The following is a 24,296-nucleotide window of genomic DNA, read 5'->3' as shown; positions in this document are numbered from 1 at the left end:
CGCTGCGGATCCGGGTCGACCTCTCGTACGACGGGACGCACTTCTCCGGGTGGGCGGCCCAGCCCGGTCGCCGCACGGTCGAGGGGACCCTGACCGAGGCGCTCACCACCGTCCTGCGGCTCACCGAGCCGGTCCGGCTCACGGTCGCCGGTCGCACCGACGCCGGGGTGCACGCGCGCGGCCAGGTGGCCCACCTCGACGTCGAGCCCGACGCGTGGGACCTGCTGCGCGGCAGGTCGACCCGCACCCCCGAGGAGGCGGCGGAGAGCCGGCTGCGCGGCATCCTCCCCACCGATATCGCGGTCCGCCGGGTGTCGAGGGCTCCCGACGGTTTCGACGCCCGATTCTCGGCCGTGCGCCGCCGCTACCTCTACCGGGTCTGCGACGACCCGTCCCTCGTGGACCCGCTGAGGCGCTCCGACACGGTGGTCGTCCGCGGTCCCCTCGACGTCGCCGCCATGGACGCCGCGGCCCAGCGCCTGCTCGGCCTGCACGACTTCGCCGCGTTCTGCCGGCGCCGGGAGGGAGCCACGACCGTCCGCACGCTGCTGCACTACGGCTGGACCCGCGCGGCCGACGGCACCATCGAGGGCCGGGTCGAGGCGGACGCGTTCTGCCACAGCATGGTCCGCGCGCTCGTGGGGGCGGTCGTGCCGGTGGGGGAGGGCCGCTTCGGCGAGGACCTTCCGGCCCGCGTCCTCCAGGGGCGGGAGCGCGACCCGAGGGTCAAGGTGATGCCGGCCCACGGCCTGTCGCTGGAGGAGGTCGTCTACCCCGACGACGCCGGCCTCGCCGCCCGCGCCGAGGAGGCCCGCGCCACCCGCACGCTGCCCCCTCGCTGACCCGACTTCTTGCGGACCACCCACCTCTGGAGCCCCTCGGGGCGCCCCGGGAGGTGGGCAGAACGCCATAAGTCGGATGCAGGGGGGTCGATGGGGCGCGAGGATGGCTCCTCGTGGGCCACCTCGACGTCAACACCGTGAGCTTCTCCCTGCCCGACGGCCGCCGCCTCCTGCGCGACGTGACCTTCCGGGTGGGCGAGGGCGCCAAGGTCGCGCTCATCGGGCCGAACGGCACGGGCAAGACCACCCTGCTGCGCATCCTCGCGGGCGACCTCGTGGCGTCCGACGGCGCGGTGACCCGCAGCGGCGGCCTGGGCGTGATGCGCCAGTTCATCGGCAAGGTCCGCGACGACACGACGGTCCGCGACCTGCTCGTCTCGGTGGCTCCCGACGCCATCCGGGAGGCCGCGGCCGAGGTGGAGCGCACCGAGCTGATGATGATGGAGCGCGAGTCCGAGAAGGACCAGCTCGACTACGCGCAGGCGCTGTCGGACTGGGGCGAGGTGGGCGGCTACGACTGGGAGACGTTCTGGGACGTCTGCACCGTCGCGGCGCTCGGCACGCCCTTCGAGCGGGCCCAGTACCGCCGGGTGTCGACCCTGTCCGGCGGGGAGCAGAAGCGCGTCGTCCTCGAGGCGCTGCTGCGTGGCCCCGAGGAGGTCCTCGTCCTCGACGAGCCGGACAACTACCTCGACGTCCCGGGCAAGCGCTGGCTGGAGGAGCGGCTCGTGGAGTCGCCCAAGACGGTGCTCTTCGTCAGCCACGACCGCGAGCTGCTCGACCGCGTGGCCACCCGGGTGGCCACGCTCGAGCCCAGCCGCGGCGGCAACACGGTCTGGGTGCACCCCGGCCGGTACTCCACCTACGACGACGCCCGCGCCGACCGCAACGCGCGCCTCGAGGAGCTGCGCAAGCGCTGGGACGAGGAGCACGTCAAGCTCAAGGAGCTCGTCGTCATGTACCGGCAGAAGGCGACCTACAACGACGGCATGGCCTCGCGGCTGCGGGCTGCGGAGACGCGGCTGCGCAAGTTCGAGGAGGCCGGGCCGCCCGAGGCCGTCCCCCTGCGCCAGAAGGTGTCGATGCGCCTCACCGGCGGGCGGACGGCCAAGCGGGCCGCCGTCGCGACGGCGCTCGAGCTGCGCGTCGACGGCGGGGCGCTGATGGCGCCGTTCGACACCGAGATCTGGTTCGGCGAGCGGGTCGGCATCCTCGGCAGCAACGGGTCGGGGAAGTCGCACTTCCTCCGGCTCCTGGCGGCCGGCGGCTCCGACCCCGACAAGGAGCACGAGCCGGTGGGCGACATCCGGCCGACGACGGTCGAGCACGAGGGCCGGGTCGTCCTCGGGTCGCGGGTCCGCCCGGGCTGGTTCGCCCAGACGCACGACCACGCGGCCCTGCACGGCCGGTCCCTGCTGGAGATCCTCCACCGCGGCGACGACCACCGGACCGGGATGCCGCGCGACCTCGCCGCGCGCGCCCTCGACCGGTACGGGCTCGCCCAGGCGTCGGAGCAGACCTTCGACTCGCTGTCCGGCGGCCAGCAGGCCCGGCTCCAGATCCTGCTGCTCGAGCTGTCCGGCGCGACGATGCTGCTCCTCGACGAGCCGACCGACAACCTCGACCTGCACTCGGCCGAGGCGCTCGAGGACGCGCTCGCGGCGTTCGAGGGCACGGTCGTCGCGGTGACGCACGACCGCTGGTTCGCGCGCGGCCTCGACCGCTTCCTCGTCTTCCGGGCCGACGGGAAGGTCGTCGCCTCCGACGAGCCGGTGTGGGACGAGGGCCGAGTGGCCCGCCAGCGCTAGCCGGAGGTCGCCCGACGGTGCGGGCTGTGCAAGGTTGTCGGCCTCTGGGGTCGATGTAAAGCGTTTACGCAGATAGCGTCCAGCCTCGACACAGGTCGCGCGCCAGGGTGGTCGCGCGAAGAGCACGAGGAGCAACGATGCCCGGTCCCCGACGTCTGTCCGCGATCGCCGTGGGGCTCGCCCTCGCCGCGGTCCCCGTGCTCGCGACTGCCGCCCCGGCACTGGCCGACCACACGCCCACCCCGGCGCGGGTCACCCTCATGGGCGACCTCATGAGCGAGCTGGGCTGCCCCAAGGACTGGGACGAGGCCTGCACCGCCACCGACCTCGGCGCCGTGGCCGGGTCGCCCACCCGGTTCGCGAAGACGTTCACCGTCCCGGCCGGCACGTACGAGTTCAAGGTCCGCCTCAACGGGGCGTGGGCCGAGAACTACGGCGCCGACGGCAAGGCCGACGGCTCGAACATCCCCCTCGTCCTCGAGGGCCCGGCGCAGCTGGAGTTCTCCTACGACCACGCCAGCCACGTGGTCTCCTTCACGCCGAAGAACCTCGCGGGCGGCACCAGTGCGGCCGACGCCGCGCTCGCGAAGGACTCGCTGCGCGACGCGCTGACCCGCGAGCGCTTCTACTTCGTCATGGCCGACCGCTTCGCCAACGGCTCGACGGCCAACGACCAGGGGGGCCTGACCGGCGGGCCGCTCACCACGGGGCTCGACCCCACCCACAAGGGCTTCTACCACGGGGGTGACCTCCGGGGCCTGACCGGCAAGCTCGACTACATCAAGGGCATGGGGACGACGGCGATCTGGCTCACCCCGAGCTTCAAGAACAAGGCGGTCCAGGGCAAGGCCGGCGAGGAGAGCGCCGGCTACCACGGGTACTGGATCACCGACTTCACCCAGATCGACCCCCACCTGGGCACCAACGCCGACATGAAGGCCCTCATCGCGGCGGCCCACGCCAAGGGCATGAAGGTCTTCTTCGACATCATCACCAACCACACGGCCGACGTCATCGACTTCCGCGAGGGCGCGTACACGTACAAGAGCAAGAAGTCCTCGCCGTTCACCGACTCCTCCGGCACCGCGTTCGACGACCGCACCTACGTGGGGCAGCCCGCGGCGGCCTGGCCGACGCTCGACGCGACCTCCTTCCCCTACACCCCGTTCGTCCACGCGGGCGAGGAGAACGTCAAGGTGCCCTCGTGGCTCAACGACGTGACGATGTACCACAACCGCGGTGACTCGACCTTCGCCGGCGAGTCCTCCACCTACGGTGACTTCTCCGGGCTCGACGACCTGTTCACCGAGCGGCCCCAGGTCGTCTCGGGCATGGGCGACATCTACAAGCAGTGGGTCGACTTCGGCATCGACGGCTTCCGTATCGACACCGTCAAGCACGTGAACCTCGAGTTCTGGCAGAAGTTCATCCCCGACATCCTCGGTGAGGCCGCGCGGGTGAAGAACGACGACTTCTTCGCGTTCGGCGAGGTCTACGACGGCAACCCGGCCGTGATGTCCGAGTACACGACCCGCGGCAAGCTCCAGGCGACCCTCGACTTCGGCTTCCAGCAGCAGGGCGTCGACTTCGCCAAGGGGGTGGAGACGTCCAAGCTCGCCGACTTCTTCAGCAAGGACGACTGGTACACCGACGCCGACAGCAACGCCTACCAGCTGCCGACCTTCCTCGGGAACCACGACATGGGCCGCGCCTCGATGTTCCTCAAGGACGCGGCGAAGGGTGACGAGGCCAACCACATCGCGCGCCTGAAGCTCGCCAACGCACTGATGTTCGCGGTGCGCGGCAACCCCGTCACCTACTACGGCGACGAGCAGGGCTTCGTCAGCACCGGCGGCGACCAGCTGGCCCGTGAGGACATGTTCGCCAGCAAGGTCGACGCCTACAACACCGAGCAGGTCCTCGCCGGGCCGGAGGGGTCGCGCGACCGCTTCGACCCCACCCACCCGCTCTACCTCAACCTCAAGGCGCTGTCCGCGATGAGGGCCAAGCACCCCGCGCTCGCCGACGGTGCCCAGGTGCAGCGCTACTCGGCCGACGGCGCGGGCATCTTCGCGGTGTCCCGCCTCGACAAGGGCCAGAAGGTCGAGTACGTCGTGGCCGCGAACAACTCGACGACGACGGCGTCGGCGACCTTCCCCACCTGGACCAAGGGCAACGGCCGGGTGTTCACGCCGGTCTTCGGCACCGACACCGCGGTCAAGCCCGCCGCTGACGGGTCGGTCAAGGTGACCGTCCCGCCGCTGTCGGTCAGCGTCTGGCGGGCGAACAAGCCGATCACCACCACGGGTGCCGCGCCGACCGTCGACCTGAAGGTCGAGGCCGGTTCGGGTGTGGCGGGCCGCGCCGAGATCGGTGCTGACGTCTCGGCGTCGACCTTCGCCCAGGCCACGTTCCTCTACCGCCCGGTCGGGACGTCGCAGTGGCGCACCATCGGCACCGACGACAACGCCCCGTTCCGCGTCTTCCACGACGTCGCGGGGATGAAGCTCGGCTCCGTCCTCGAGTACCGCGCGGTCGTCAAGGACGCCGCCGGCCGGGTCGCGGCGGACGGGTCGTGGGCCCGCGTCGTCTCCCCGGCGCCGCCGCCCGCCGAGGTGGAGATCGGTGACCCCGTCACCCAGCCGAACGCCGTGTCCGTCCCGGGCACGCACGGCTCGGAGATGGGCTGCCCGGTCAACCTCGGCGTCAGTGGCGACTGGGCGCCCGACTGCGACCAGGCCCAGCTGGCCCTCGACGCGAACGACCAGATCTGGAAGAAGTCGTTCACCCTCCCCGCGGCCCCGTACGCCTACAAGGCGGCGATCAACCGCTCGTGGAGCGAGGCCTACGGCAAGGGCGGCGGCTCGGACAACATCGACTACGAGACCGACGGGTCGGTGACGTTCTACTACGACCACGCGACGCACTGGGTGACCAGCGACGAGGAGACCGAGATCGTCACGGTTCCCGGGTCCTTCCAGTCCGAGCTCGGCTGCTCGGCCGACTGGTCGCCGGCGTGCATGCGGCCGTGGCTGCAGGACAAGGACGGCGACGGGGTCTTCACCTGGGCCACGACGAAGATCCCCGCGGGTGACTGGAAGTTCAAGGTCGCCCACGACCTGGGCTGGACCGAGTCCTACGGTCCCGACGGCGGCTCCGGCGACGGGTCGTTCACCGTCCCGGCCGACGGCACCAAGGTGTCGTTCGTCTACGACAGCTCCACCCACCGCACCACGGTCACGATCGGCTGACCGCCACGCACGATGGGGGGGGCGGGTCCGTGCGGACCCGCCCCCTCCCGTCGTGTCGGCTCAGGTCAGGACGAGCCGCCCGGGACGTCGGTGCCGTCGGCCCAGGCGCGCTGGAAGTGCTCGACGAACAGGTCGTGCAGCGGCTTGCTGTCGGCGAGGCGGATGATGATCTCGTCGTTGCGCTGCAACGCCGACTGGGTCAGGTTGTGCGACCCGGTGAAGACGTTGAAGCGGTTGGTCGAGGACCCGGCGTACTTGGAGTTGATGAGGATCGTCTTGTCGTGCACCGCCGCCCGCCGGATCGAGATGTTCGGGTGGTTCAGCGTCGCCCGGATGTCCGACTGGATCGTGGCCGCGATGACGCGGATGACACAGCCACCGCGGGCGAGCTCGCGCAGCTTGCGGGCCACGGCGATGCGGGTGTCGTTGAACACGTTGTGCATCACCCGGATGCGGCAGCTGCTGTCGGGGTCGACGTAGTCGAGCCGGTTCTCCCAGAGGTCGGTCGTCTGCTCCGGGCTCACGTAGACCGTGGAGCTGCTGGCGCCGGAGGAGAAGTACCCGCGGTTCAGGCTGACGTTGTAGTAGTCGTTGTCGGCGTAGCTGGTGTTGTTCCACATCGGGTTCCACACGTCGCTGAGGAACCCGCTGTACAGCGCGGAGTCGTCGTAGACGGTGACCGAGTTGTTGTACAGGTCCTTGCCGGACCCGGAGAAGTTCGCCGACGAGACCCAGACGACGTTGTTCCGCAGGGCTCCGGCCCGCCCGCGGGTCTGGCTGAACGTCATGTACTTGGCGTGCATCAGGCCGCTCGGGTCGTTCGAGATGCACGCGTCGTTGGCGTTGCTGCTCGTGCGGTCGGCGTCGCACCACTTGAAGCGGGCGCCCAGGAGCGACTTGAGGCCGTCGAGCATGTTGGTGGCGCCCTCGTGGTGCTCGCCGTTGGCCACGACGTACACGTTGACGCCGTCGCCGACGGCCTCGCGGATCGCGTCGCGCACGAGGGTGCTCGTGAGGTTGTAGATCGCGATGCGCGCCGTCGAGCCCGGCGTGGCGTCGCGGATGAGGCGGGCGGCCTGGTCCCACTGGGCGTCGTTGCCCGGGACGTTGAAGGTGACGTCGACCGGCCGGGTGCCGACGGTCACGGTCTCCGAGCCGTTCGGGACGGCCAGGGCGGGTGCGGGTGTCAGGACGATGGCGGCGATCGCGGCCGCCGTCGCGAGGACGGCCGGGACGATGCGTCGGGTGCGGAGGCCCTTCGGAGGGCAGGGTGGAGCGTCGGACATGGTGGTCCCCCTCATCACGTCGGTGTGGTGGGGAGATGCTGCACCCTGCGAGGGGTGCCTGTCACGGGATCGGCCGGAACTGGACCGGGGGAGGACTCCCCGACCCGTCGTCAGGGACCGAAGGTCACGTCCGCGCCGGTCAGCCGCGCGGCGAACCCGGCATCGGTGACGCGCACCGCGGTGAGGGCCATGCCCTTCGGGACGCCGGCCACCGGCTGGCGGATGGTCACGAGGCGCCGGGCCACCGCGCTCGCGGCCGCGTTGACGAAGGAGGGGCCGCCGAGGTCGACGGTCTCGGGCTCGATGAGCAGCTGTCCGCCGTCGGCCTTCACGGTCCCGGTGGCCTTCACGGTGACGTCCCGGCCGAGGATCGTCACGGTGCGCTCGATGCCGGCGAGGCCCCCGCCCGCGGCGAAGACCTTGGTGTCGTCACCGACCTGGGCCGCGACGGTCGCGAACGGGACGGTGGCGTCGACATCGAGGCGTTGCGCGCGAAGGCCCTTGGGGGAGAACCGGACCCCGGTTCCCTTGGCGACCACGTCGGCGAGGTCGCCGTCGGCCGAGACGACGTCCTCGCTGCGCAGGTCGACGCTGCCCAGCCAGGTCTCGTCGGCGGCGAGGTCGGCCGGGCGCTTCGGCGGCGCCGTGGCGGACGTCGAGGGGGAGGGCGTCGCGGCGGTCCCGCCGCTGCCCGACCCGAGGGAGAACAGGACGACGACGAGGGCGAGGGCCAGGACGACGAGCGTCGAGACGACACCGAGCAGGAAGCGCTTCACCGGGTCAGCCTGCCACCCGGCAGCCCTCGTCAGCGCCGCACGGTCAGGCGACGACCGAGGGCTCCGGCACGGGCGGCCGCTCGCGCTCCTTGCGCCGCGCGGGGACGTAGAGCAGGACACCGAGGAGGCTCCAGGCGCTGGCGGTGACCATCGCGACCTGGAGGCCGGCGTGGTCGGCGAAGGCCCCCACGAGGGGTGCGGCGATGGCGAAGGCGAGGAAGGCGACCATCGAGTTCATCGACAGCACGGTCGACCGGTTGCGCGACTCGGCCTCGCGGTGGAGCAGGGCGGCGTGCGGCGGGCCGTTCATCCCGTGCATCGAGTAGGTGAACAGGTACGCGGCGACGAGGGCCAGGGGACCGGCGACGAGACCCATGACGACGGCGCCGACGGCGTTGAGGACGCGGCCGAGCATCGCGGCCCGGGCGACCCCGAGGCGGCCCGAGGCGACTCCGGCCAGCCACGACCCGGCGGCGAAGATGCCCCACCCGGCGGCGGCGACGGCCCCCATGAGGGAGCCCGCCTCCTGCGCCGACCCGAGCAGCTCCTCGAGGCGCAGCGGCATCAGGGACTCGAAGACGATCATCCCGACCGACCAGAAGAGCTCGACGCCGACGATGGCGAGCAGGACCTTGTTGCGGCCGAGGAGGCGCAGGCCGTCGGCGATGACCGCGGGCGAGCGGCGGCCCTCGCGCAGCGCCTCGGCGAACCGCTCACGGCGGCTGGCCCCGACGGTGCCGGGCTCGTGGACGAGGAGGGCCGAGGCGACGAGGTGGACGACGTTGAGCGCGGCGAACACGCCCACCGCGAGGTCGAGGGCGTGCCCGGGGTGCCCGAGGCGGGCGGCGGGGTCCCACCAGATGAGGCCGCCGGAGACGAGGGCGCCGACGGCGATCGCAGCGCCGAGGTAGGTGCCGGAGCGGGAGAGCTGGCGGTCGACGTCGGCGCCGGGGGTCTCGACGTGCACGGTGTCGACGAACCACGCCTCGAGCGGACCGGAGTCCAGCGCCCGGAACGCCCCGGTGAGGACGCCGGCGATGGCGAAGGTGAGGAAGGAGTCGGCGAGGAAGAACGCGACGCCGGCCACGACGTTGAGCGCCGCGGCCGCGAGGTAGACCGGTCGCCGGCCCACCGCGTCGGCGAAGCCGCTCGTCGGGAGCTCGAGGAGGAAGGTCGTCAGCCCGGTGATGGAGAAGACCGTCGCGGCCTCGGCGATGGACAGCCCGCGGCTCGTCTGGACGAGGATCATCACGCCGACGACGAGGCCCACGGGGAACCAGCGGGTGACGGTGAGGACGTAGAGGCGGCGCTCGGCCTCGCGGGCCGTGAGGTGGGTGGTCATCCTCGCTCACCCCCGCGCGGGGCGCGGTCGAGGTCGAGGGGGTAGGCGATCTCGTAGACGGCCATCCGGCGGGCGGCCGGGTTGCCCTGGCCGATCCGGCGGTAGCGGGCGACGACCTCGTCGACCTCACGCCGCATCTGGGCGAGCTGCTCGGCCGTGGCGATGACGAAGGTGTCACCCATGCCGGCGGCGTCGCGCCACTCGACCGGCCACGTCTGCTCGACGTCGAGCCAGCGCTCGAACTGCTCGGCGAGGTGGCGGACGTAGTCGCGGACGAGCCAGTTCAGGGCGGTCTCGGCGTCCTCGTCGCCGGCGAAGTCGCTCGGCTCGTACTGGTGGCTGTCGGTTGCGGCGGCCCAGAGGCGGCGCTTGCCCTCGCCGTCGCCGGTGTCGGCGACGAGGCCCACGGCCTCGAGGCGGCGCAGGTGGTAGCTCGTGGCGCCGGAGTTGGTGTTCAGCTCGGTGGCGAGGTCGGTGGCGGTGGCCGGGCCGCCGCGGCGCAGGGCGCTCAGCAGGCGGGAGCGCAGGGGGTGGGCCAGGACCTTCAGCGCGGTGGTGTCGAGCCGGATGCCGGTGTAGCCGGGGTCCGGGTCGCCGCCCTGGCGGGGGAGTGGAGTGCTCATGCGTGCACAATACCTTTGCACACTTCGTTTGCACAACATGTGTGCACAGGATGTGGGGACGGACGTCCGTGCAGGTCAGGTGGGGTGCGGAGGGCTCGGCGGGCGGATTTGGGGGCGGGTCGATGCCCCCGTAGACTTGAGGACTGTTGTGCCGGGCGCCTCCGACAGGGGCAGTGTCCCTCTCGGGAGCCCGCGGTACACACCCACCCGATCCACCTCGAACGACCAGGACACCTGATGCGTACCTACACCCCGAAGCCGGGCGAGATCACGCGCGACTGGCACGTGATCGACGCGACCGACATCGTGCTCGGCCGCCTCGCGAGCCAGACCGCCGTCCTCCTGCGCGGCAAGCACAAGCCGACCTTCGCCCCCCACGTCGACATGGGCGACTTCGTCATCATCATCAACGCCGACAAGGTGGCCCTCACCGGCGCCAAGCTCGAGAAGAAGATCGCCTACCGCCACTCGGGCCACCCGGGCGGCCTGAAGTCGACCTCCTACACCGAGCTGCTCGCCAAGAGCCCCGAGAAGGCCGTGGAGAAGGCCGTGCGCGGCATGCTCCCCAAGAACTCCCTCGCCCGCCAGCAGCTGAGCAAGCTCAAGGTGTACCGCGGCGCCGAGCACCCCCACGCTGCCCAGCAGCCCAAGCCCTTCGAGATCACCCAGGTGGCCCAGTGATGTCCGAGAACACCCAGATCGACGAGACCGCGGGCACCGACGTCAACGACGTCGCCGTCACCGAGTACACGTCCGAGACCGACTCGGCCACGCTGGCCGAGTCCGCCCCCCGCCCCACCGCCTCCGCGCCGGGTGCGGCGACCGGCCGCCGCAAGCAGGCCGTCGCCCGCGTCCGCATCGTGCCGGGCACCGGTGAGTGGAAGATCAACGGCCGCACCCTCGAGGGGTACTTCCCCAACAAGGTGCACCAGCAGATCGTCAACGAGCCCCTCAAGGTGCTCGAGCTCGACGGTGCGTACGACGTCCTCGTCCGCGTCCACGGCGGTGGCCCCTCCGGCCAGGCCGGTGCGGTCCGCCTCGGCGTCGCCCGCTCGCTCAACGGCGTCGACCCCGAGCTCAACCGCCCGGCGCTGAAGAAGGCCGGCTTCCTCTCCCGTGACGCCCGCGTCCCGGAGCGCAAGAAGGCCGGTCTCAAGAAGGCCCGCAAGGCGCCCCAGTACAGCAAGCGCTGATCCCGCTCCGGCACCCCTGCGGGTGCCAGGACCGGAGCCGAAGGCGGCACCATCGACCGTGGTGCCGCCTTCGGCGCGTCCAGGAGTAGTTTCGTCAGCGGCACCCCCACCGGAAGGCACCCTGAAATGTCACGACTCTTCGGCACCGACGGTGTGCGCGGCCTGGCCAACGGCCCGCTCATCACCGCCGAGCTGGCGCTGTCCGTGTCCGTCGCCGCGGCGCGGGTGCTCGGCCACGCGGGGGCCCGCAGCGGCCACCGTCCGAAGGCGGTCGTGGGCCGCGACCCGCGCGCCTCGGGGGAGTTCCTCTCCGCCGCGGTCATCGCCGGCCTGGCGTCCGCCGGCGTCGACGTCTACAGCGCGGGCGTGCTCCCCACGCCGGCCGTCGCCTACCTGACCGCCGACACCGGCGCCGACTTCGGCGTCATGCTCTCGGCGTCGCACAACGCGATGCCCGACAACGGCATCAAGTTCTTCGCCCAGGGCGGCCACAAGCTGGCCGACGACGTCGAGGACCAGATCGAGGCGGCGATGGGCCAGAAGTGGGCCCGTCCGCTCGGCGCCGACGTCGGCCGCGTCGTGGCGATGCAGGAGGGCCACACGCGCTACATCGCCCACCTGCTGCGCGTGCTGCCGAACACTCTCGACGGCACCAAGGTCGTCATCGACGCCGCGCACGGCGCCGCGAGCCAGGTCTCGCCCGAGGTCTTCCGGCTCGCCGGTGCCGAGGTCGTCGAGATCGGCACCGCGCCCGACGGGCTCAACATCAACGACGGCGTGGGGTCCACGCACCTCGGGCCGCTCAAGGCCGCTGTCCTCGCGCACGGCGCGGAGATCGGCATCGCCCACGACGGCGACGCCGACCGCTGCCTCGCCGTCGACGCCGACGGCAACGAGGTCGACGGCGACCAGATCATGGGGATCCTCGCCGTCGGGATGAAGGAGCGCGGTCGCCTCGTCGACGACACCCTCGTCGCCACGGTCATGAGCAACCTCGGGCTGCTCCAGGCGATGGAGCGCGAGGGGATCACGGTGCGGCAGACCGCGGTCGGCGACCGCTACGTCCTCGAGGACATGCGCGCCGGCGGCTACTCGCTCGGTGGCGAGCAGTCCGGCCACGTCATCATGCTCGACCACGGCACCACCGGCGACGGTGTCCTCACCGGCCTGATGCTCGTGGCGCGCGTGGCCGCGACCCAGCGCCCGCTGTCCGAGCTCGCCTCCGTGATGACCCGCCTGCCGCAGGTGCTCGTCAACGTCAAGGGCGTCGACAAGAGCCGCGTCGAGTCCGACGAGGGCCTGCAGGCCGCCGTCCGCGAGGCCGAGGGTGTCCTGGCCGGTTCCGGGCGGGTCCTGCTGCGCAAGTCGGGCACCGAGCCGGTCGTGCGGGTCATGGTCGAGGCCGGCACGCACGACGAGGCGCACGAGACGGCGCACCGCCTGGCCGGCGTCGTCAAGGAGCGCCTCGCGCTCTGAGGTCCGCGGTGTCCGGTGTCACGGCCCTGTCGGGAAGGACTTGTGGCGCAGGCTGGTTGGCCCTGGGGAATCCCGTCCCGACTTACCCCAGGAGACCCCTGTGCCGTACGAGCCCCTGACCCGCACCCTGTACACCATCGGCGCCAACGCCACCGGCGGCCGTGAGGGTCGCACGACGACCGAGGACGGCGTCATCGACCTGCCGCTGGGCAAGCCCGGCAGCAAGACCAACCCGAAGGCCAACCCGGAGTCGCTCTTCGCGGCCGGCTACGCCGCCTGCTACAACAACGCGCTGGCGACGATCGCGCGAGCCGAGGGCATCGACGTCTCGGGGGCGACGACCCGCGTCGCGGTCTCGTTGGGCACCACGGAGACCGGCGTCGGCATCGCGGCCGAGGTCACGAGCACGATCCCCGGAGTCGACGCCGAGACCGCACAGCGCCTCGCCGAGCGGGCCCACGAGACCTGCCCCTACAGCAAGGCGACCCGCGGCAACATCGACGTCACGGTGACTGGCACGCCCGCCTGAGGCACGTCCCCGTCCCCTCGAGGGATGGCACATCGGCGCCCTGACATGCCGAAGTCGCTCGTTGCCGCAACGTCCGCGCCACCACCGCGACGACGCAGAAACTCCGAGATGACGCAGATGTACCTGCGCCCTGCGTGGACTTCTGCGTCATCACCGTGGTGGCGCGGTACTTCCGGATCTGCCGCGGATGGCGCATCGCGCCACATGCTCGGTCAACGCGAACACCAGGACCGCACAGGCACGTCGTAACGTCGAGCATGGTCGCCTCGTGATGGCCGATCCCGAGGGCAACGAGTTCTGCGTCGAACCCTGAAGGGCTCGTCCGCGCATGCCGCAATGAACGCGTCGAGTCGCCGCAGGAGGAAACCGCAGCGATCGGGCAAGCGCGTGTCGAGTGTCCACAGGGACGCGCTCTGACGTTCCGAGGACCGGTGACATCGCCGCCAAAACGGGCCACGATGGACTGCGGCGCATCCCAGCCGCGGCACAAGGAGGACTGGTGCTTTTTCACATCACCCAGGTTCACCGTCCTGAGTCCTGTCCGATCGGTGAGGGGGGCTCCAACTCGCTCTACGACGCCGATGTCGAGGGCCTCCGGTTGATCGGTCGATACGGCGCAAACGCCCAGCACACCCTCTTCTATGTCGTCGACGCGGTTGATGTCGACACCATCCACCGGTTCCTGAGACCCGGCTTCACGAGCTGTACAAGCACCGTGACTCCGGTGAGCGAGGTTCCCGTCCCCACGGACTGAGCTCTGTCCCGGCGTCGTCTCGGGCGTGGGGACCGCGTGAGCGTTAGCGTCAGTGTCGTGGGTGGCGCGCAGAGAGTGAGTATCTGTGGAGACGTCGTGCGTCGGCCGGCGGCCCCATGGACCGAGACGGTGCACTCGCTGTTGAGCCACCTCCGTGCGGCGGGTCTGCCGGTGCCGGAGCCCTTGGGCATCGAGGGGTCGGTCGAGCAGGTGCGGTTCGTGCCGGGTGCTGCCGGTGATGAGGCGTGGCCCCACCAGGTCTCAGTGGGAGCGGTCAGGTCAGCGGGTGCGCTGTTGCGCGCGGTCCATGAGGCGACGCGGGGATGGGTGCCACCGCCGAGCGCTCGATGGGCGGTGGGTTCTGAGGGCGGTCCTACGATCTGCCACGGCGACCCGAAGCCACCGAACTTCGCGTGGCGGGACGGTGCTGCTGTCGGGCTGTTCGATTGGGACGTGGCGCGCCCGGCTCCACCGACCAGTGACATCGCGTACGCCCTGTACTGGTTCGCCCCTTTCGACGACGACGACGCCGAACTGGCTCGCCGGGGGCTGCCGATCAATGTCGACGCGAGGGCGCGCATCGACGCCTTCCTCGAGGGGTACGGCTGGACGGAGCCGTTCGACGTGCTCGAGGCGGTCGCGTTCAGGAGAAGACAGGCGGTTGACGAAGTCATCCACCTGGGAGCACAAGGGGTCATGCCTCAGGCGCAGTGGGTCGACGACGGGTGGCCCCAGCAGTGGCGAAAGGGTCCGCAGCTTCGGGGATGAGCGGCTCCTGCGCGAGCAGCTCCCTCCTGGGCGACGGCGTACCGGGATCCAAGGTGGCCGGATGGGCGTCGGGCCTTGGATCACTTCAGGGTCGCAGCCTCGCGACCGAGACGGTTGCGGGGATCAGAACCCCAGCACCTTGCCGAGCCCGGAGAAGAGGGCGTCGAACGTCTTCGCGACCGGGTTGCGCGGACCGTCATCAGTGGACTTCTGCCAGAAGAGCGGCTCATCCCCGGAGAACTCATCGTCGACAAGTGGGGTCCTGCCCCACAGGTACGGCCAGAAGACCTCAGTGCGGTTGACCGTCACGGCCAGGCGAGAGTCGAAGCCCATCATCAGGTTCTGCTCGATCTTCGTGGTTCCACCGCGTGGGTTCGTCGCCACGACGTCGCCGCTGCCCTGGACGATCAGACTTCCGCTGCCGGCGAACGAGATGTACCGCACTTGCCACCGGGCGAGCGCCTGAACACCCCACCTCCATGTCGTCTCCAGACTGGGGGAGCCAATGACCCCAACGATATGGCGGGGACGCATCACCACGCCTGGGTGGTTCTCGAAGTCGATGCGCATCAGGTACGAGTTGGGGTCGTTTGGAGTCGCCAGGGTCGCGGAGGTGAGCGCACCCTCCTCTCCGGTGACTCGACTGAGGCCGTATAGACCGGCTGAGAAGCTGATGAACGGCGACGTCCAGTCGTACAGGAGGCGGCTGCGGATCCTTCCTTGCACCGGCCGAACATGCTCCGACCGGGCCGACAACACTTCGCCGGCGCCCAGGTCAACGGTCATGGTCCGCTGCGCCAAGGTGTTGCGAAGGCTGGCCGTCGTGTGCTCGAACCCGGAGACGAGGTTCAAGGGTTTCTGCAGTCGCTTCACGATCGGCATCAACAAGAAGTAGCTGACGGTGCGCAGGACCGGCGGCATGAGCATGACGAGCAAGGCAATCCCGGCCAGCCACCTCCACGACCGGGACCATTGCTCCACGACCCACCCAGCCCCGGAGCGTCGAGCCTCCTGCAAGCTCACCTCCTCGGCCTTCTTCTGGCTCAGCTCTGACTCCTTGTTGGCGATGTCTCGCTCCAAGCTCTGGTCAGCGCCTTCGCCGAGTCGATCGAGCTTTTGCTGGACGGTCAGGCCCGAGTCGCCGATGACTGCCGCGTCCTCCTTGGCACGTTCGAGGTTGGCTTCCAGGGTGTCGAGTGCCTCGTCGGCCTTCCTGACGGCAACCTCGGCCTTCTCGCACACATTCGCCCTGGTGAGAAGGTCACCGACCTTGCTCCAGAAGCCGCAGACATCATCACGCTCTGCGCGCAGACGGTCGATCTCGCTCGCCTTGTCTGCGACAGTGCGACGCCCGCTCTCGATCTCGGCATTGACCCGGGCCCCTATCCGCTCGATCGTCGCTTGCCGGCTGCCCTCGACCTCGCGCGTCAGACGCGCGAGGTCCGCTTCGAGGGTCGCTCGCTCGGAAGACACGCGTTCGAGCCGATCCCGGTCCGCCACGGCCTGCCGCAGCGGCGGGGCGACGACCTGGAGCAGGAGATAGACGAGGAACATGGCGAGCACCGTGGCCATCAGCACGCCCAGCTTCCTCAGGACAAAGCCCAGGACAGCCGAGATCAGTCGCACCTGTGGGAGCGTAATCGGCTCGTGCTTCTTGGGCGGGGACTTGGCGTTTGCCAGTGGTCCGCGCGGTCGTCTCGGGGCGGGCGAGGAAGTGCAGACCACACTGCCGGTACTGCAGCCACCCACCTTCGAGATTGACCCAGAGCTGATGCTTCCGTCGGACGCGATCATGGAAGACATCTGGGAGGTGAGCGAGGGCGATCTGGCCCAGTTCATCGTGGCCGCTCATCTGTCTGTCATCGACTTCCGAGACCTTCGCGTCTGGGCAGACGATCATCGGAAACGAAACTGACCGGACCCCGTCACGCACTCACCTGGCCGCGACCCGCGCTCGCGGGCTTCCGTGAGCAGCCATGACGACCGGGGCAACTAGCCTGTTCGGGTGCCGTTGGACCACCCCGCCATCGACGGGCAACAGAGACGCATTCGGTCGGCCGATCAGGATTGGCTGGTCTCGTGGCACCGCCCCTTGGACCAGCCGGCAGGCACGCGGCACGGATCGGCGGGCGTGTGCCTGGGGCCCGACGAAACGCTCGTGCTCATCAGCCCGGACGGCGAACGGTGGGATTTGCCGGCGGGACGCCCCGAGGGCGACGAGACGGACGAGCAGACGTTGCGTCGCGAGGTGCGCGAGGAGGCGTGCGTCGAGGTGACCGAATCGCAGCTGCTGGGCTACGCACGAAGCGAATGCGTTGCGGGCGACGAACTCGGGCTCGTCCTCGTGCGCTCACTGTGGCGAGCGGATGTCACGATCCTCGACTGGGACCCTCAGTTCGAGATCTCGCATCGCCTGCTGGTGCCCGCTTCATCCCTCCGGCGTGATGACCTCGAACGACTGACCGTCTTCACGGGCATCCACCTGCGCGCCCTCGCGGAGGCGGGACTCCAGGTCCGCCACTGACACGACGACCCCACCCGCCGCACTGCGTGGCGGAACACAGCCGGATGTTCGTGTCGGCGTGGCACTGGGTTCGTCGGGGCCGGCCCTAGGTCGACGTGATGAGCGGGAGGAAGCCGAAGTCGGCCGGGGAGTTCATGACGGAGCTCGACGCCGATGCGGAGTACCAGGCGGCCGTCGCCGATCGGGACAGCGAGCTCGCCAGGACGGCGAACAGGCTGCTGCGCTGACCGACCTGCCGACGGGAGGGCGTGGCCAACCGCTATGGCGCTGCCAGACCGAGCTCTGCTCGAACGGCGTCGATGCCCAGCGCCGCGATGGACTCGTACAGGGACTCGTCGGTGTTCGTTGCCGACGTGGCTCCGGCAGCGTGGCGAACCGCGGAGGCGGCCCGCGCACGCACGAAGTCGCTCGGGGCCTGGCTCCAGTCGCCGTCGTCGTCCTGCGTCCAGCCGCGCTCGTCGAGGGCGGCAGACCATTCCACGAGGTCCGTTCCTTCGTCGGGCACAGCGAGGCCGGCGCTGCGGGCCGCATGGAGAGCCAGCCGACGGACGAGCTCGGCCTGCTGGCCTTGAGGCACCGTCCGGAGCCAGGCAGCGACCCTCGGGTACTGCTGCTCGAGCCGTGTGGTCATGCCCCCATCGAAGCCGATGTGACGCGGTCCGGGGGCATCGGGCCGTGGAGGTCGCTGTCGGGCACGGGTCACGACGGTGCGGGCATCGTCCGGGGCCGGGCGCTGGTCGCGGTCCCGCCGGGGGACAATGGGGGAACACCGACCGTCGCTTCGACAAGGAGTCAGCCGTGACCGAGGGAACCGTTCGCTGGTTCGACGCCGACCGGGGATTCGGCTTCATCGCCCTCGGGCCGGACGCCGAGGACCTGTACGTGCACGCCTCCGAGATCGTCAGCAACGACGCGACGAAGCTGCTCCGGGAGGGGCAGGTCGTCGAGTTCGAGATCGGCGAGGGGGACCGTGGCCCGCAGGCCCGCCGAGTCCGGGTCACGGCCGACCAGTCCGCCGACACACCGCTGGGCGTGCTCGGCACCGTCGCCTGGTACGAGCCGGCCAAGGGGTACGGCTTCGCCTCGCCCGACGGCGGCGGCGCCGAGGTCTTCGTGCACAGCTCGGCCATCGTGGGCGGTGGCGTGCTCTCGGAGGGGCAGCGGGTGGCGTTCCTCGTCGTCGACGGGGTGAAGGGGCCGCTGGCCGACCACCTGCTCCCGCTGGGTGCCCAGGCCGCGCAGCCGGCCGTGCCATCCGACGGGGCGGACGGCACCGTGTCCTGGTACGACGTGGACAAGGGCTTCGGGTTCGTCACCCCCGACTCGGGCGGCCCCGATGTCTTCGCCCACGTCCGGGACCTGGCCGACGGAGTCTTCGAGCTGGGCGAGGGGGACCGGGTGACGTACGACGTCGTCATGAGCGAGAAGGGGCCGCAGGCTCGCGACGTGCGGCTCGCCCGCGGCTCGACGCCGCGGCGCGCGCCCGCGTCGTCGCCGAGCCGCGCTCGGCCGGGACACCAGCGGGCGTCCGACGTCCCGGCGCGCGGGGGCGAGGGAGTGGTCGCGCGCTACGACGCGGAGCGCGGCTTCGGCTTCATCTCCCCGGACGCGGGAGGACCGGACCTGTTCGTGCACGTGTCGGTCATCAGGGGCGCCGAGGCGCTGCAGAGCGGTGATCGGGTCCGGTTCCAGGTACGACAGAGCGACCGCGGGCCGCAGGCCGACCGCGTCGAACGGGTCTGAGCGAGCCGCCCGGCGTCCTCACGCGTCCTTGTGCTCGGCGATGATGCGCGCGTACTCGCGGCCGGAGTCCTTGATGGTGCGGACCTGGGTGTCGTAGTCGACGTGCACGATGCCGAACCGCTGGCTGTAGCCGTACGCCCACTCGAAGTTGTCGAGCAGCGACCAGGCGAAGTACCCGCGCACGTCGACCCCGCCGGCGATGGCGTCGGACACCGCACCGAGGTGCCCCTGCAGGTAGGCGACGCGGTCGGCGTCGTGGACCTGGCCGTCGGCGTCGACGGTGTCGGGCCACGCCGACCCGTTCTCGGTGATGTAGAGCGGCAGGCCCGACTCGCGCGCCGACCGCTCGATGATGAGGCGGTGCGCCTCCGGTGACTGCTCCCAGCCGATGCCGGTGAGCGGCGGGCGCGGCGCGACCTCGATGACCTTCTGCCCGCCGGGGATCGGGGTGTTGCCCTCCTCGCCGTCGCGCGCGGCGCGAACCCGGGTGGGGAAGTAGTTGTTGACGCCGAGGTTGTCGAGCGGCGCCGAGATGGTCTCGAGGTCGCCCTCGTGGATGAAGGCGTGGTCGGTGAGGTAGGCCGTGTCGTCGAGGAAGCCCTCGGGGTACGCGCCGTGGAAGATCGGCCCGAAGAAGATCCCGTTGAGGGCGTTGTCGGCCCGGCGCACGGCGTCGGCGTCGGCCTCGTCGCCGTCCTCGGGGCCCCAGACGTGGGTGGGGTTGAGGGTGATGGAGACCTCGGCGCCCGGGGCGTGCTCGCGGATGACGGGGACCGCGGTGCCGTGGGCCAGCATCAGGTGGTGCGCCGCGACGAGCGACTCGGCGCCGTCGTGGTGGCCCGGCGCGTGGGCGCCGATGGCGTAGCTGAGGATGGACGAGCACCACGGCTCGTTGAAGGTGGTCCAGTTGGTGACGCGGTCACCGAGGGCCGCGACCGTGGCGGCGGCGTACTCGGCGTACCACTGCGCGCTGTCGCGGTTGAGCCACCCGCCCTGCTGGTCGAGGACCTCGGGGAGGTCCCAGTGGTAGAGCGTGACGACCGGCCGGATCCCGTTGTCCAGCAACGTGTCGACGAGTCGGTCGTAGAACGCGAGGCCCTTGGCGTTGACCGCACCGGTGCCCGTGGGGATGACGCGCGGCCACGCCACGGAGAAGCGGTACGCGTCGAGCCCGAGCTCGGTCATCAACGCGACGTCCTGCGGGTACCGGTGGTAGTGGTCGCACGCCACGTCACCGGTGTCGCCGCCCAGGACCTTGCCCGGGGTGCGGCTGAAGGTGTCCCAGATCGAGGGGCTGCGGCCGTCCTCGTCGTGGGCTCCCTCGATCTGGTAGCTCGCCGTGGCGGTGCCCCAGACGAAGCCGTCGGGGAAGGTCAGGCCGGAGGTCGTCATGCCGCTCACGCTACCGCTCGGGGGTCACCTCGTCGCCGACGGCGACCACCCCCCGGACGTCGCCGACCTCGGGCACGAGCTGCATCGCGAACCACGTCGCGCCGTCACGCTTGCGGTGCCGTGCGAGGGTCCGGATCGGCTCGTGGCCGCGGTCGAGGGAGACCGGGTCGACGGTGGTCATGACGCACCGATCGACGCCCTTGACGACCCGGAACCGCACGTCGCCGACCGTGACCACCGACCAGCCGTCCTCCTCGAAGGGCTCGAGGTCGCCGTCGACGACGAGGTTGGGGCGGAAGCGCGTCATCGGGAGGGGGTCGCCCGGGTCGTCACCGCGCTCGAGGGCCGTCTCGGCGAGCCAGTCGTGCAGCCGGCGCAGGGACACCGCGCTGGCGAGGGTCACGGGGTAGGCGTCGGCGAACGCGGTGGCGTCACCGGGCCGGCCGTACTCGGGGTTGAGGGCGCGGGCCCGGTGGACGTGCACGAGGCGCAGGTCGTCGTGGCCGACCGCGTCGCGCAGCCACGCCGTGGCGCCCTCAGCAACGACGACACCCTCGAGCGGCCGGCCGTGCACGGTGACCTGAACCGGATCGCCCTGCGGCACAGCCACATCGAGAGGGTCGAGCCCGGGCGCCGACAGGCGGAGGGCAGCCTCCTGGCCCGGGTCGGTGGACGGCGTCGACGCCGTGACGGTGAAGAGGCGCCGCTCCTCGCGGGCGGTGAGGCACTCACCCGAGGGGTCGACGACCATCCACCGGCGGTCGTCGGCCAGGCCCCAGGGCTCGACCACGGCCCGCGCCATCGGGCGGATCGCCGTGCTCTTCACCGGGTGGACGGCGAGCCCGGTGAGGCGGGCGGTCACACGACCTGCTCGAGCAGGCCCGTGTCGACGTCGTAGAGGAAGCCGCCGACCTCGGCGCGGTCACCGATCAGGGGGTGCGTGCGCACCGCGGCGACGTCCTGGAGGAGGGCGTCACGCTGGTCGAGGACGACGCCGAAGCGCTGCCACGACGCGTCGACGCCGGCCGACTCACCGACCCGGGCGCGCAGCTCGGGCTCGGTGTTCGAGGCCATGGCGCAGCGGGTGTGCGGGATGACGAGGATGCGCTGCACGTTGAGCAGGTGCACGCCGAGGACGAGGGCCTCGAGCGCCTGCGGGGTGACGCGGCCCCCGGGGTTGCGGAAGATCTTCGCGTCGCCGGGCTGCAGGCCCACCATCCGCAAGGGGTCGATCCGCGAGTCCATGCAGGTGACCATCGCGACGCCCGCGCGGGCGACGCCGTCGAAGCCCCCGTGGTCGAAGGTCTCCGCGTAGGTGCGGTTGGCGGCGACGAGGTCGTCGAAACCCGGCATCAGAGCAGTCCCGTCCTCTTCTCGATGGTGAACGCCACCGGCTTGGTCACCGAGGCGAAGAAGTCCTGGCCCTTGTCGTCGACGACGATGAACGCGGGGAAGTCCTCGACCTCGATCTTCCAGATCGCCTCCATGCCGAGCTCGGGGTACTCGATGACCTCCACGCTCTTGATGCAGTCCTGGGCGAGGCGGGCGGCCGGGCCGCCGATCGAGCCGAGGTAGAAGCCCCCGTGCGCCTGGCACGCGTCGGTGACCTGCTGGCTGCGGTTGCCCTTGGCGAGCATGACCATCGAGCCGCCGGCGGCCTGGAACTGGTCGACGTAGGAGTCCATGCGCCCCGCGGTCGTGGGCCCGAACGAGCCGGACGGCATGCCTGCGGGCGTCTTGGCCGGACCGGCGTAGTAGACGGGGTGGTCGCGCAGGTACTGCGGCATCTCCTCGCCGGCGTCGAGCCGTTCCTTGATCTTCGCGTGGGCGATGTCGCGGGCCACGACGAGCGGGCCGGTCAGAGACAGGCGGGTCTTCACCGGGTGCTTGCTCAGCTCGGCGAGGATCTCGTCCATCGGCCGGTTGAGGTCGATGGCGACGACCGCGCCGGCGCCGGTGCCGCTGACGCCCTCCGCGTCGTCGAGGCCGTCGTGGGTCTGCTCGGGCAGGAAGCGCGCCGGGTCGGTCTCGAGCTGCTCGATGAACACGCCCTCGGGGGTGATCTTGCCGAGGACCTGCCGGTCGGCGGAGCACGAGACGGCGATGGCGATGGGCAGCGAGGCGCCGTGTCGGGGGAGCCGGACGACGCGCACGTCGTGGCAGAAGTACTTGCCGCCGAACTGCGCCCCGATGCCGAGCTGCCGGGTGAGCTCGAGGACCTTCTCCTCGAGCTCGGTGTCGCGGAAGCCGTGACCGGTGACCGGGTCTCCGGCCTTCGGCAGCTGGTCGAGGTACTTGGCGCTCGCGTACTTCGCTGTCTTGAGGGCGAACTCGGCGCTCGTACCGCCGATGACGATGGCCAGGTGGTACGGCGGGCAGGCGGCCGTGCCGAGGCTGCGCAGCTTCTCGTCGAGGAAGCGCATCATCGCGTCGGGGTTGAGGACGGCCTTGGTCTCCTGGAAGAGGAACGACTTGTTGGCGCTGCCGCCGCCCTTGGCCATGAAGAGGAACTTGTAGGTCGTCTCGTGGCCCGGCGCGGTGTCGGCGTACAGCTCGACCTGCGCGGGGAGGTTGGATCCGGTGTTCTTCTCCTCCCACGTCGTGACCGGCGCCATCTGGGAGTACCGCAGGTTGAGGCGCGTGTAGGCGTCGTAGACACCGCGGCTGAGCGCCTCCTCGTCACGTCCCGCGGTGAGGACGTGCTGGCCGCGCTTGCCCATGACGATGGCCGTGCCGGTGTCCTGGCACATCGGGAGGATGCCGCCGGCGGCGATGTTCGCGTTCTTCAGCAGGTCGAGCGCCACGAACTTGTCGTTGTTGCTCGCCTCGGGGTCGTCGAGGATGTTGGCGAGCTGCTGGAGGTGCGCAGGCCGCAGGTAGTGCGCGATGTCGTGCATCGCGGTCTCGGTGAGGGTGCGCAGGGCCTCGGGGTCGACCTGGAGGAAGCGGCGCCCTCCGGGCCCCTCGACGACCTCGACCCCCTCGGTGGTGAGGAGGCGGTACGGGGTCTCGTCGGCACCGACCGGCAGCAGGTCCTCGTAGGCGAACTCGGCCATCAGATCTCCTCTCGTGTCGGGGCGTAGGCCCCGGCGCGACGGACCGTGACCCCGCTCGTGGCGAGGGCGCGGTCGATCGCGGGGTGGACGTCGTGGAGCGCGGCGGCGCGCAGGCGCTCGCGGGCGTCGGGCCCGCCGAGCAGGCCGAGGTCGAGCAGGCCGGAGACGATGCCGGCCATGAACGAGTCGCCGGCCCCGACGGTGTCGACGACGTCCTTGACGCGCGCCTCCTCGGTGGCCTCCTCGCCGGAGGCGGTGCGCCAGGTGACGCCGTCGCCGCCGAGGGTGACGACGGTGAGCGCGGCCCCGAGGGCGACCCAGCGCTCCATCACCGCCGACGGCGTGTCGCCGGGGTAGAGCCAGTCGACGTCGTCCTCGGAGCACTTGACGAGGTCGGACAGGGCGACGAGCTCCTCGACGCGGGCACGAACGGCGTCGGGCGCCCCCATGATCGTGGGGCGGGCGTTGGGGTCGTACGACACCGTGGCGGCAGGGCGGGCCCGGCGCAGGGCGTCGGTGACCTCGGCCTCGCCGGGCTCGAGGGTGGTGGCGATCGAGCCGGTGTGCACGTGGGTCGTGCCGTCGGGGAGCTGCACCGGGGGGAGGTTCCAGTGCAGGTCGAAGACGTAGGAGGCGGCGCCGGACTCGTCGAGGGTGGCGACGGCCGTGGACGTGGGGTGCTCCTCGCTCATGCTGCCCGGCAGCAGGGCCACGCCGCCGGCCTCGACGTGCTCGCGGCAGCGGATGCCGCGGGCGTCGGTGCCGACCAGCGTGGCGAAGTGCGTGTCGTGGCCCAGGCGCGACAGGCCGAGCGCGACGTTGGCGGGGGAGCCCCCCACGTGCTCCGCGGTGTCGCCGTCGGGGGTGTGCACGATGTCGACGAGCAGCTCGCCGATGACGACGACGGGACCGGAGGTGGTGGGGGAGGGCATG

The 24,296-nt window shown here is 71.0% G+C and carries 24 protein-coding genes; 13 read left to right on the top strand and 11 right to left on the bottom strand.

Features of this window, described 5'->3' with window-relative positions:
- Window positions 1–2: 2 nt before the first annotated feature.
- The 3 genes from truA to ACFLFB_RS15145 all read left to right on the top strand — a co-directional run bounded on the left by truA (window position 3) and on the right by ACFLFB_RS15145 (window position 5,901).
- Window positions 3–842: a tRNA pseudouridine(38-40) synthase TruA gene (truA, locus tag ACFLFB_RS15155; protein WP_392545432.1), complete on the top strand. Its 840-nt coding sequence runs from the start codon at window positions 3–5 to the stop codon at window positions 840–842.
- A gap of 113 nt (window positions 843–955) precedes the next feature.
- The gene (locus ACFLFB_RS15150; protein WP_392543011.1) at window positions 956–2,650 is read left to right on the top strand and encodes an ABC-F family ATP-binding cassette domain-containing protein; all 1,695 of its coding nucleotides are present in this window, start codon (window positions 956–958) and stop codon (window positions 2,648–2,650) included.
- Window positions 2,651–2,787: 137 nt separating this feature from the next.
- Window positions 2,788–5,901, top strand: a complete 3,114-nt coding sequence (locus tag ACFLFB_RS15145; protein ID WP_392543010.1) for an alpha-amylase family glycosyl hydrolase — start codon at window positions 2,788–2,790, stop codon at window positions 5,899–5,901.
- 65 nt (window positions 5,902–5,966) lie between these two features.
- Here the strand turns inward: ACFLFB_RS15145 and ACFLFB_RS15140 are convergent, their stop codons facing one another.
- The 4 genes from ACFLFB_RS15140 to ACFLFB_RS15125 all read right to left on the bottom strand — a co-directional run bounded on the left by ACFLFB_RS15140 (window position 5,967) and on the right by ACFLFB_RS15125 (window position 9,928).
- A complete protein-coding gene (locus ACFLFB_RS15140; RefSeq protein ID WP_392543009.1) occupies window positions 5,967–7,187 on the bottom strand; it encodes a phospholipase D-like domain-containing protein in 1,221 nt (406 codons plus the stop codon).
- Between the two features lie 110 nt (window positions 7,188–7,297).
- Entirely contained in the window at window positions 7,298–7,963 is a 666-nt protein-coding gene (locus ACFLFB_RS15135; protein WP_392543008.1) for an LmeA family phospholipid-binding protein, read from the bottom strand.
- Between the two features lie 43 nt (window positions 7,964–8,006).
- Entirely contained in the window at window positions 8,007–9,305 is a 1,299-nt protein-coding gene (locus ACFLFB_RS15130) for an MFS transporter (RefSeq protein ID WP_392543007.1), read from the bottom strand.
- The gene (locus tag ACFLFB_RS15125) at window positions 9,302–9,928 is read right to left on the bottom strand and encodes an ArsR/SmtB family transcription factor (protein ID WP_392543006.1); all 627 of its coding nucleotides are present in this window, start codon (window positions 9,926–9,928) and stop codon (window positions 9,302–9,304) included. The genes ACFLFB_RS15130 and ACFLFB_RS15125 overlap by 4 nt, the downstream gene beginning before the upstream one ends.
- A 237-nt stretch (window positions 9,929–10,165) precedes the next feature.
- Between ACFLFB_RS15125 and rplM the strand changes: the two genes are divergently transcribed.
- From rplM to ACFLFB_RS15095, 6 genes are all read left to right on the top strand, one after another.
- On the top strand, window positions 10,166–10,609 hold the full coding sequence (gene rplM, locus ACFLFB_RS15120) for a 50S ribosomal protein L13 (protein WP_392543005.1): 444 nt from the start codon (window positions 10,166–10,168) through the stop codon (window positions 10,607–10,609).
- Window positions 10,609–11,121 carry a 30S ribosomal protein S9 gene (gene rpsI, locus ACFLFB_RS15115; protein WP_392543004.1) on the top strand — a complete coding sequence of 171 codons (513 nt, stop codon included), beginning with the start codon at window positions 10,609–10,611 and terminating at the stop codon, window positions 11,119–11,121. The genes rplM and rpsI overlap by 1 nt, the downstream gene beginning before the upstream one ends.
- A gap of 126 nt (window positions 11,122–11,247) precedes the next feature.
- Entirely contained in the window at window positions 11,248–12,597 is a 1,350-nt protein-coding gene (glmM, locus tag ACFLFB_RS15110; protein ID WP_392543003.1) for a phosphoglucosamine mutase, read from the top strand.
- A gap of 100 nt (window positions 12,598–12,697) precedes the next feature.
- Entirely contained in the window at window positions 12,698–13,126 is a 429-nt protein-coding gene (locus ACFLFB_RS15105; protein WP_392543002.1) for an Ohr family peroxiredoxin, read from the top strand.
- A 499-nt stretch (window positions 13,127–13,625) separates the two neighbouring features.
- On the top strand, window positions 13,626–13,880 hold the full coding sequence (locus ACFLFB_RS15100; RefSeq protein ID WP_392543001.1) for a hypothetical protein: 255 nt from the start codon (window positions 13,626–13,628) through the stop codon (window positions 13,878–13,880).
- 57 nt (window positions 13,881–13,937) lie between these two features.
- Window positions 13,938–14,648: a phosphotransferase enzyme family protein gene (locus tag ACFLFB_RS15095; RefSeq protein ID WP_392543000.1), complete on the top strand. Its 711-nt coding sequence runs from the start codon at window positions 13,938–13,940 to the stop codon at window positions 14,646–14,648.
- Window positions 14,649–14,771: 123 nt separating this feature from the next.
- Here ACFLFB_RS15095 and ACFLFB_RS15090 read toward each other — a convergent pair whose 3' ends face one another.
- Complete coding sequence (locus ACFLFB_RS15090) at window positions 14,772–16,274, bottom strand: hypothetical protein (protein WP_392542999.1); 1,503 nt, start codon at window positions 16,272–16,274, stop codon at window positions 14,772–14,774.
- Window positions 16,275–16,362: 88 nt separating this feature from the next.
- Here ACFLFB_RS15090 and ACFLFB_RS15085 point away from each other — a divergent pair, with 88 nt between their 5' ends.
- From ACFLFB_RS15085 to ACFLFB_RS15075, 3 genes are all read left to right on the top strand, one after another.
- Window positions 16,363–16,563, top strand: a complete 201-nt coding sequence (locus tag ACFLFB_RS15085; RefSeq protein WP_392542998.1) for a hypothetical protein — start codon at window positions 16,363–16,365, stop codon at window positions 16,561–16,563.
- Between the two features lie 90 nt (window positions 16,564–16,653).
- A complete protein-coding gene (locus ACFLFB_RS15080) occupies window positions 16,654–17,172 on the top strand; it encodes an NUDIX hydrolase (RefSeq protein ID WP_392542997.1) in 519 nt (172 codons plus the stop codon).
- Window positions 17,173–17,270: 98 nt separating this feature from the next.
- Complete coding sequence (locus ACFLFB_RS15075) at window positions 17,271–17,399, top strand: hypothetical protein (protein WP_392542996.1); 129 nt, start codon at window positions 17,271–17,273, stop codon at window positions 17,397–17,399.
- Between the two features lie 32 nt (window positions 17,400–17,431).
- On the opposite strand, the gene ACFLFB_RS15070 is transcribed toward ACFLFB_RS15075, so the two are convergent.
- Complete coding sequence (locus ACFLFB_RS15070) at window positions 17,432–17,803, bottom strand: hypothetical protein (RefSeq protein ID WP_392542995.1); 372 nt, start codon at window positions 17,801–17,803, stop codon at window positions 17,432–17,434.
- A gap of 167 nt (window positions 17,804–17,970) precedes the next feature.
- On the opposite strand from ACFLFB_RS15070, the gene ACFLFB_RS15065 reads away from it, so the two are divergent.
- Window positions 17,971–18,915, top strand: a complete 945-nt coding sequence (locus ACFLFB_RS15065; RefSeq protein WP_392542994.1) for a cold-shock protein — start codon at window positions 17,971–17,973, stop codon at window positions 18,913–18,915.
- 18 nt (window positions 18,916–18,933) lie between these two features.
- Here the strand turns inward: ACFLFB_RS15065 and ACFLFB_RS15060 are convergent, their stop codons facing one another.
- Genes ACFLFB_RS15060 through ACFLFB_RS15040 form a run of 5 tightly spaced genes read right to left on the bottom strand, consistent with a single transcriptional unit; the run spans window position 18,934 to window position 24,295 of the window.
- Window positions 18,934–20,307, bottom strand: a complete 1,374-nt coding sequence (locus ACFLFB_RS15060) for a GH1 family beta-glucosidase (protein WP_392542993.1) — start codon at window positions 20,305–20,307, stop codon at window positions 18,934–18,936.
- A 10-nt stretch (window positions 20,308–20,317) separates the two neighbouring features.
- Window positions 20,318–21,169 carry an MOSC domain-containing protein gene (locus tag ACFLFB_RS15055; RefSeq protein WP_392542992.1) on the bottom strand — a complete coding sequence of 284 codons (852 nt, stop codon included), beginning with the start codon at window positions 21,167–21,169 and terminating at the stop codon, window positions 20,318–20,320.
- On the bottom strand, window positions 21,166–21,660 hold the full coding sequence (locus tag ACFLFB_RS15050; RefSeq protein ID WP_392542991.1) for a beta-class carbonic anhydrase: 495 nt from the start codon (window positions 21,658–21,660) through the stop codon (window positions 21,166–21,168). Before ACFLFB_RS15050 ends, ACFLFB_RS15055 begins: the two co-directional genes overlap by 4 nt.
- Window positions 21,660–23,363, bottom strand: a complete 1,704-nt coding sequence (locus tag ACFLFB_RS15045) for a fumarate hydratase (protein ID WP_392542990.1) — start codon at window positions 23,361–23,363, stop codon at window positions 21,660–21,662. Before ACFLFB_RS15045 ends, ACFLFB_RS15050 begins: the two co-directional genes overlap by 1 nt.
- Window positions 23,363–24,295, bottom strand: coding sequence for a carbohydrate kinase (locus ACFLFB_RS15040; RefSeq protein WP_392542989.1), 933 nt, complete (start codon window positions 24,293–24,295; stop codon window positions 23,363–23,365). Before ACFLFB_RS15040 ends, ACFLFB_RS15045 begins: the two co-directional genes overlap by 1 nt.
- Between the last annotated feature and the right edge of the window lies 1 nt (window position 24,296).

This window comes from Oryzobacter telluris, assembly GCF_043099285.1.
In the GTDB taxonomy this organism is placed as follows: Bacteria; Actinomycetota; Actinomycetes; order Actinomycetales; family Dermatophilaceae; genus Oryzobacter; species Oryzobacter telluris.
This window is presented reverse-complemented; position numbering and strand designations above follow the sequence as displayed.

What these genes read in the sequence shown, in the direction of transcription:
- ACFLFB_RS15145 (WP_392543010.1), top strand. Translation starts at nt 2,788, where the DNA reads ATGCCCGGTCCCCGACGTCTGTCCGCGATCGCCGTGGGGCTCGCCCTC.
- ACFLFB_RS15140 (WP_392543009.1), bottom strand. Translation starts at nt 7,187, where the DNA reads ATGTCCGACGCTCCACCCTGCCCTCCGAAGGGCCTCCGCACCCGACGC.
- ACFLFB_RS15130 (WP_392543007.1), bottom strand. Translation starts at nt 9,305, where the DNA reads ATGACCACCCACCTCACGGCCCGCGAGGCCGAGCGCCGCCTCTACGTC.
- ACFLFB_RS15125 (WP_392543006.1), bottom strand. Translation starts at nt 9,928, where the DNA reads ATGAGCACTCCACTCCCCCGCCAGGGCGGCGACCCGGACCCCGGCTAC.
- rplM (WP_392543005.1), top strand. Translation starts at nt 10,166, where the DNA reads ATGCGTACCTACACCCCGAAGCCGGGCGAGATCACGCGCGACTGGCAC.
- rpsI (WP_392543004.1), top strand. Translation starts at nt 10,609, where the DNA reads ATGTCCGAGAACACCCAGATCGACGAGACCGCGGGCACCGACGTCAAC.
- glmM (WP_392543003.1), top strand. Translation starts at nt 11,248, where the DNA reads ATGTCACGACTCTTCGGCACCGACGGTGTGCGCGGCCTGGCCAACGGC.
- ACFLFB_RS15075 (WP_392542996.1), top strand. Translation starts at nt 17,271, where the DNA reads ATGAGCGGGAGGAAGCCGAAGTCGGCCGGGGAGTTCATGACGGAGCTC.
- ACFLFB_RS15070 (WP_392542995.1), bottom strand. Translation starts at nt 17,803, where the DNA reads ATGACCACACGGCTCGAGCAGCAGTACCCGAGGGTCGCTGCCTGGCTC.
- ACFLFB_RS15060 (WP_392542993.1), bottom strand. Translation starts at nt 20,307, where the DNA reads ATGACGACCTCCGGCCTGACCTTCCCCGACGGCTTCGTCTGGGGCACC.
- ACFLFB_RS15050 (WP_392542991.1), bottom strand. Translation starts at nt 21,660, where the DNA reads ATGCCGGGTTTCGACGACCTCGTCGCCGCCAACCGCACCTACGCGGAG.
- ACFLFB_RS15045 (WP_392542990.1), bottom strand. Translation starts at nt 23,363, where the DNA reads ATGGCCGAGTTCGCCTACGAGGACCTGCTGCCGGTCGGTGCCGACGAG.
- ACFLFB_RS15040 (WP_392542989.1), bottom strand. Translation starts at nt 24,295, where the DNA reads ATGCCCTCCCCCACCACCTCCGGTCCCGTCGTCGTCATCGGCGAGCTG.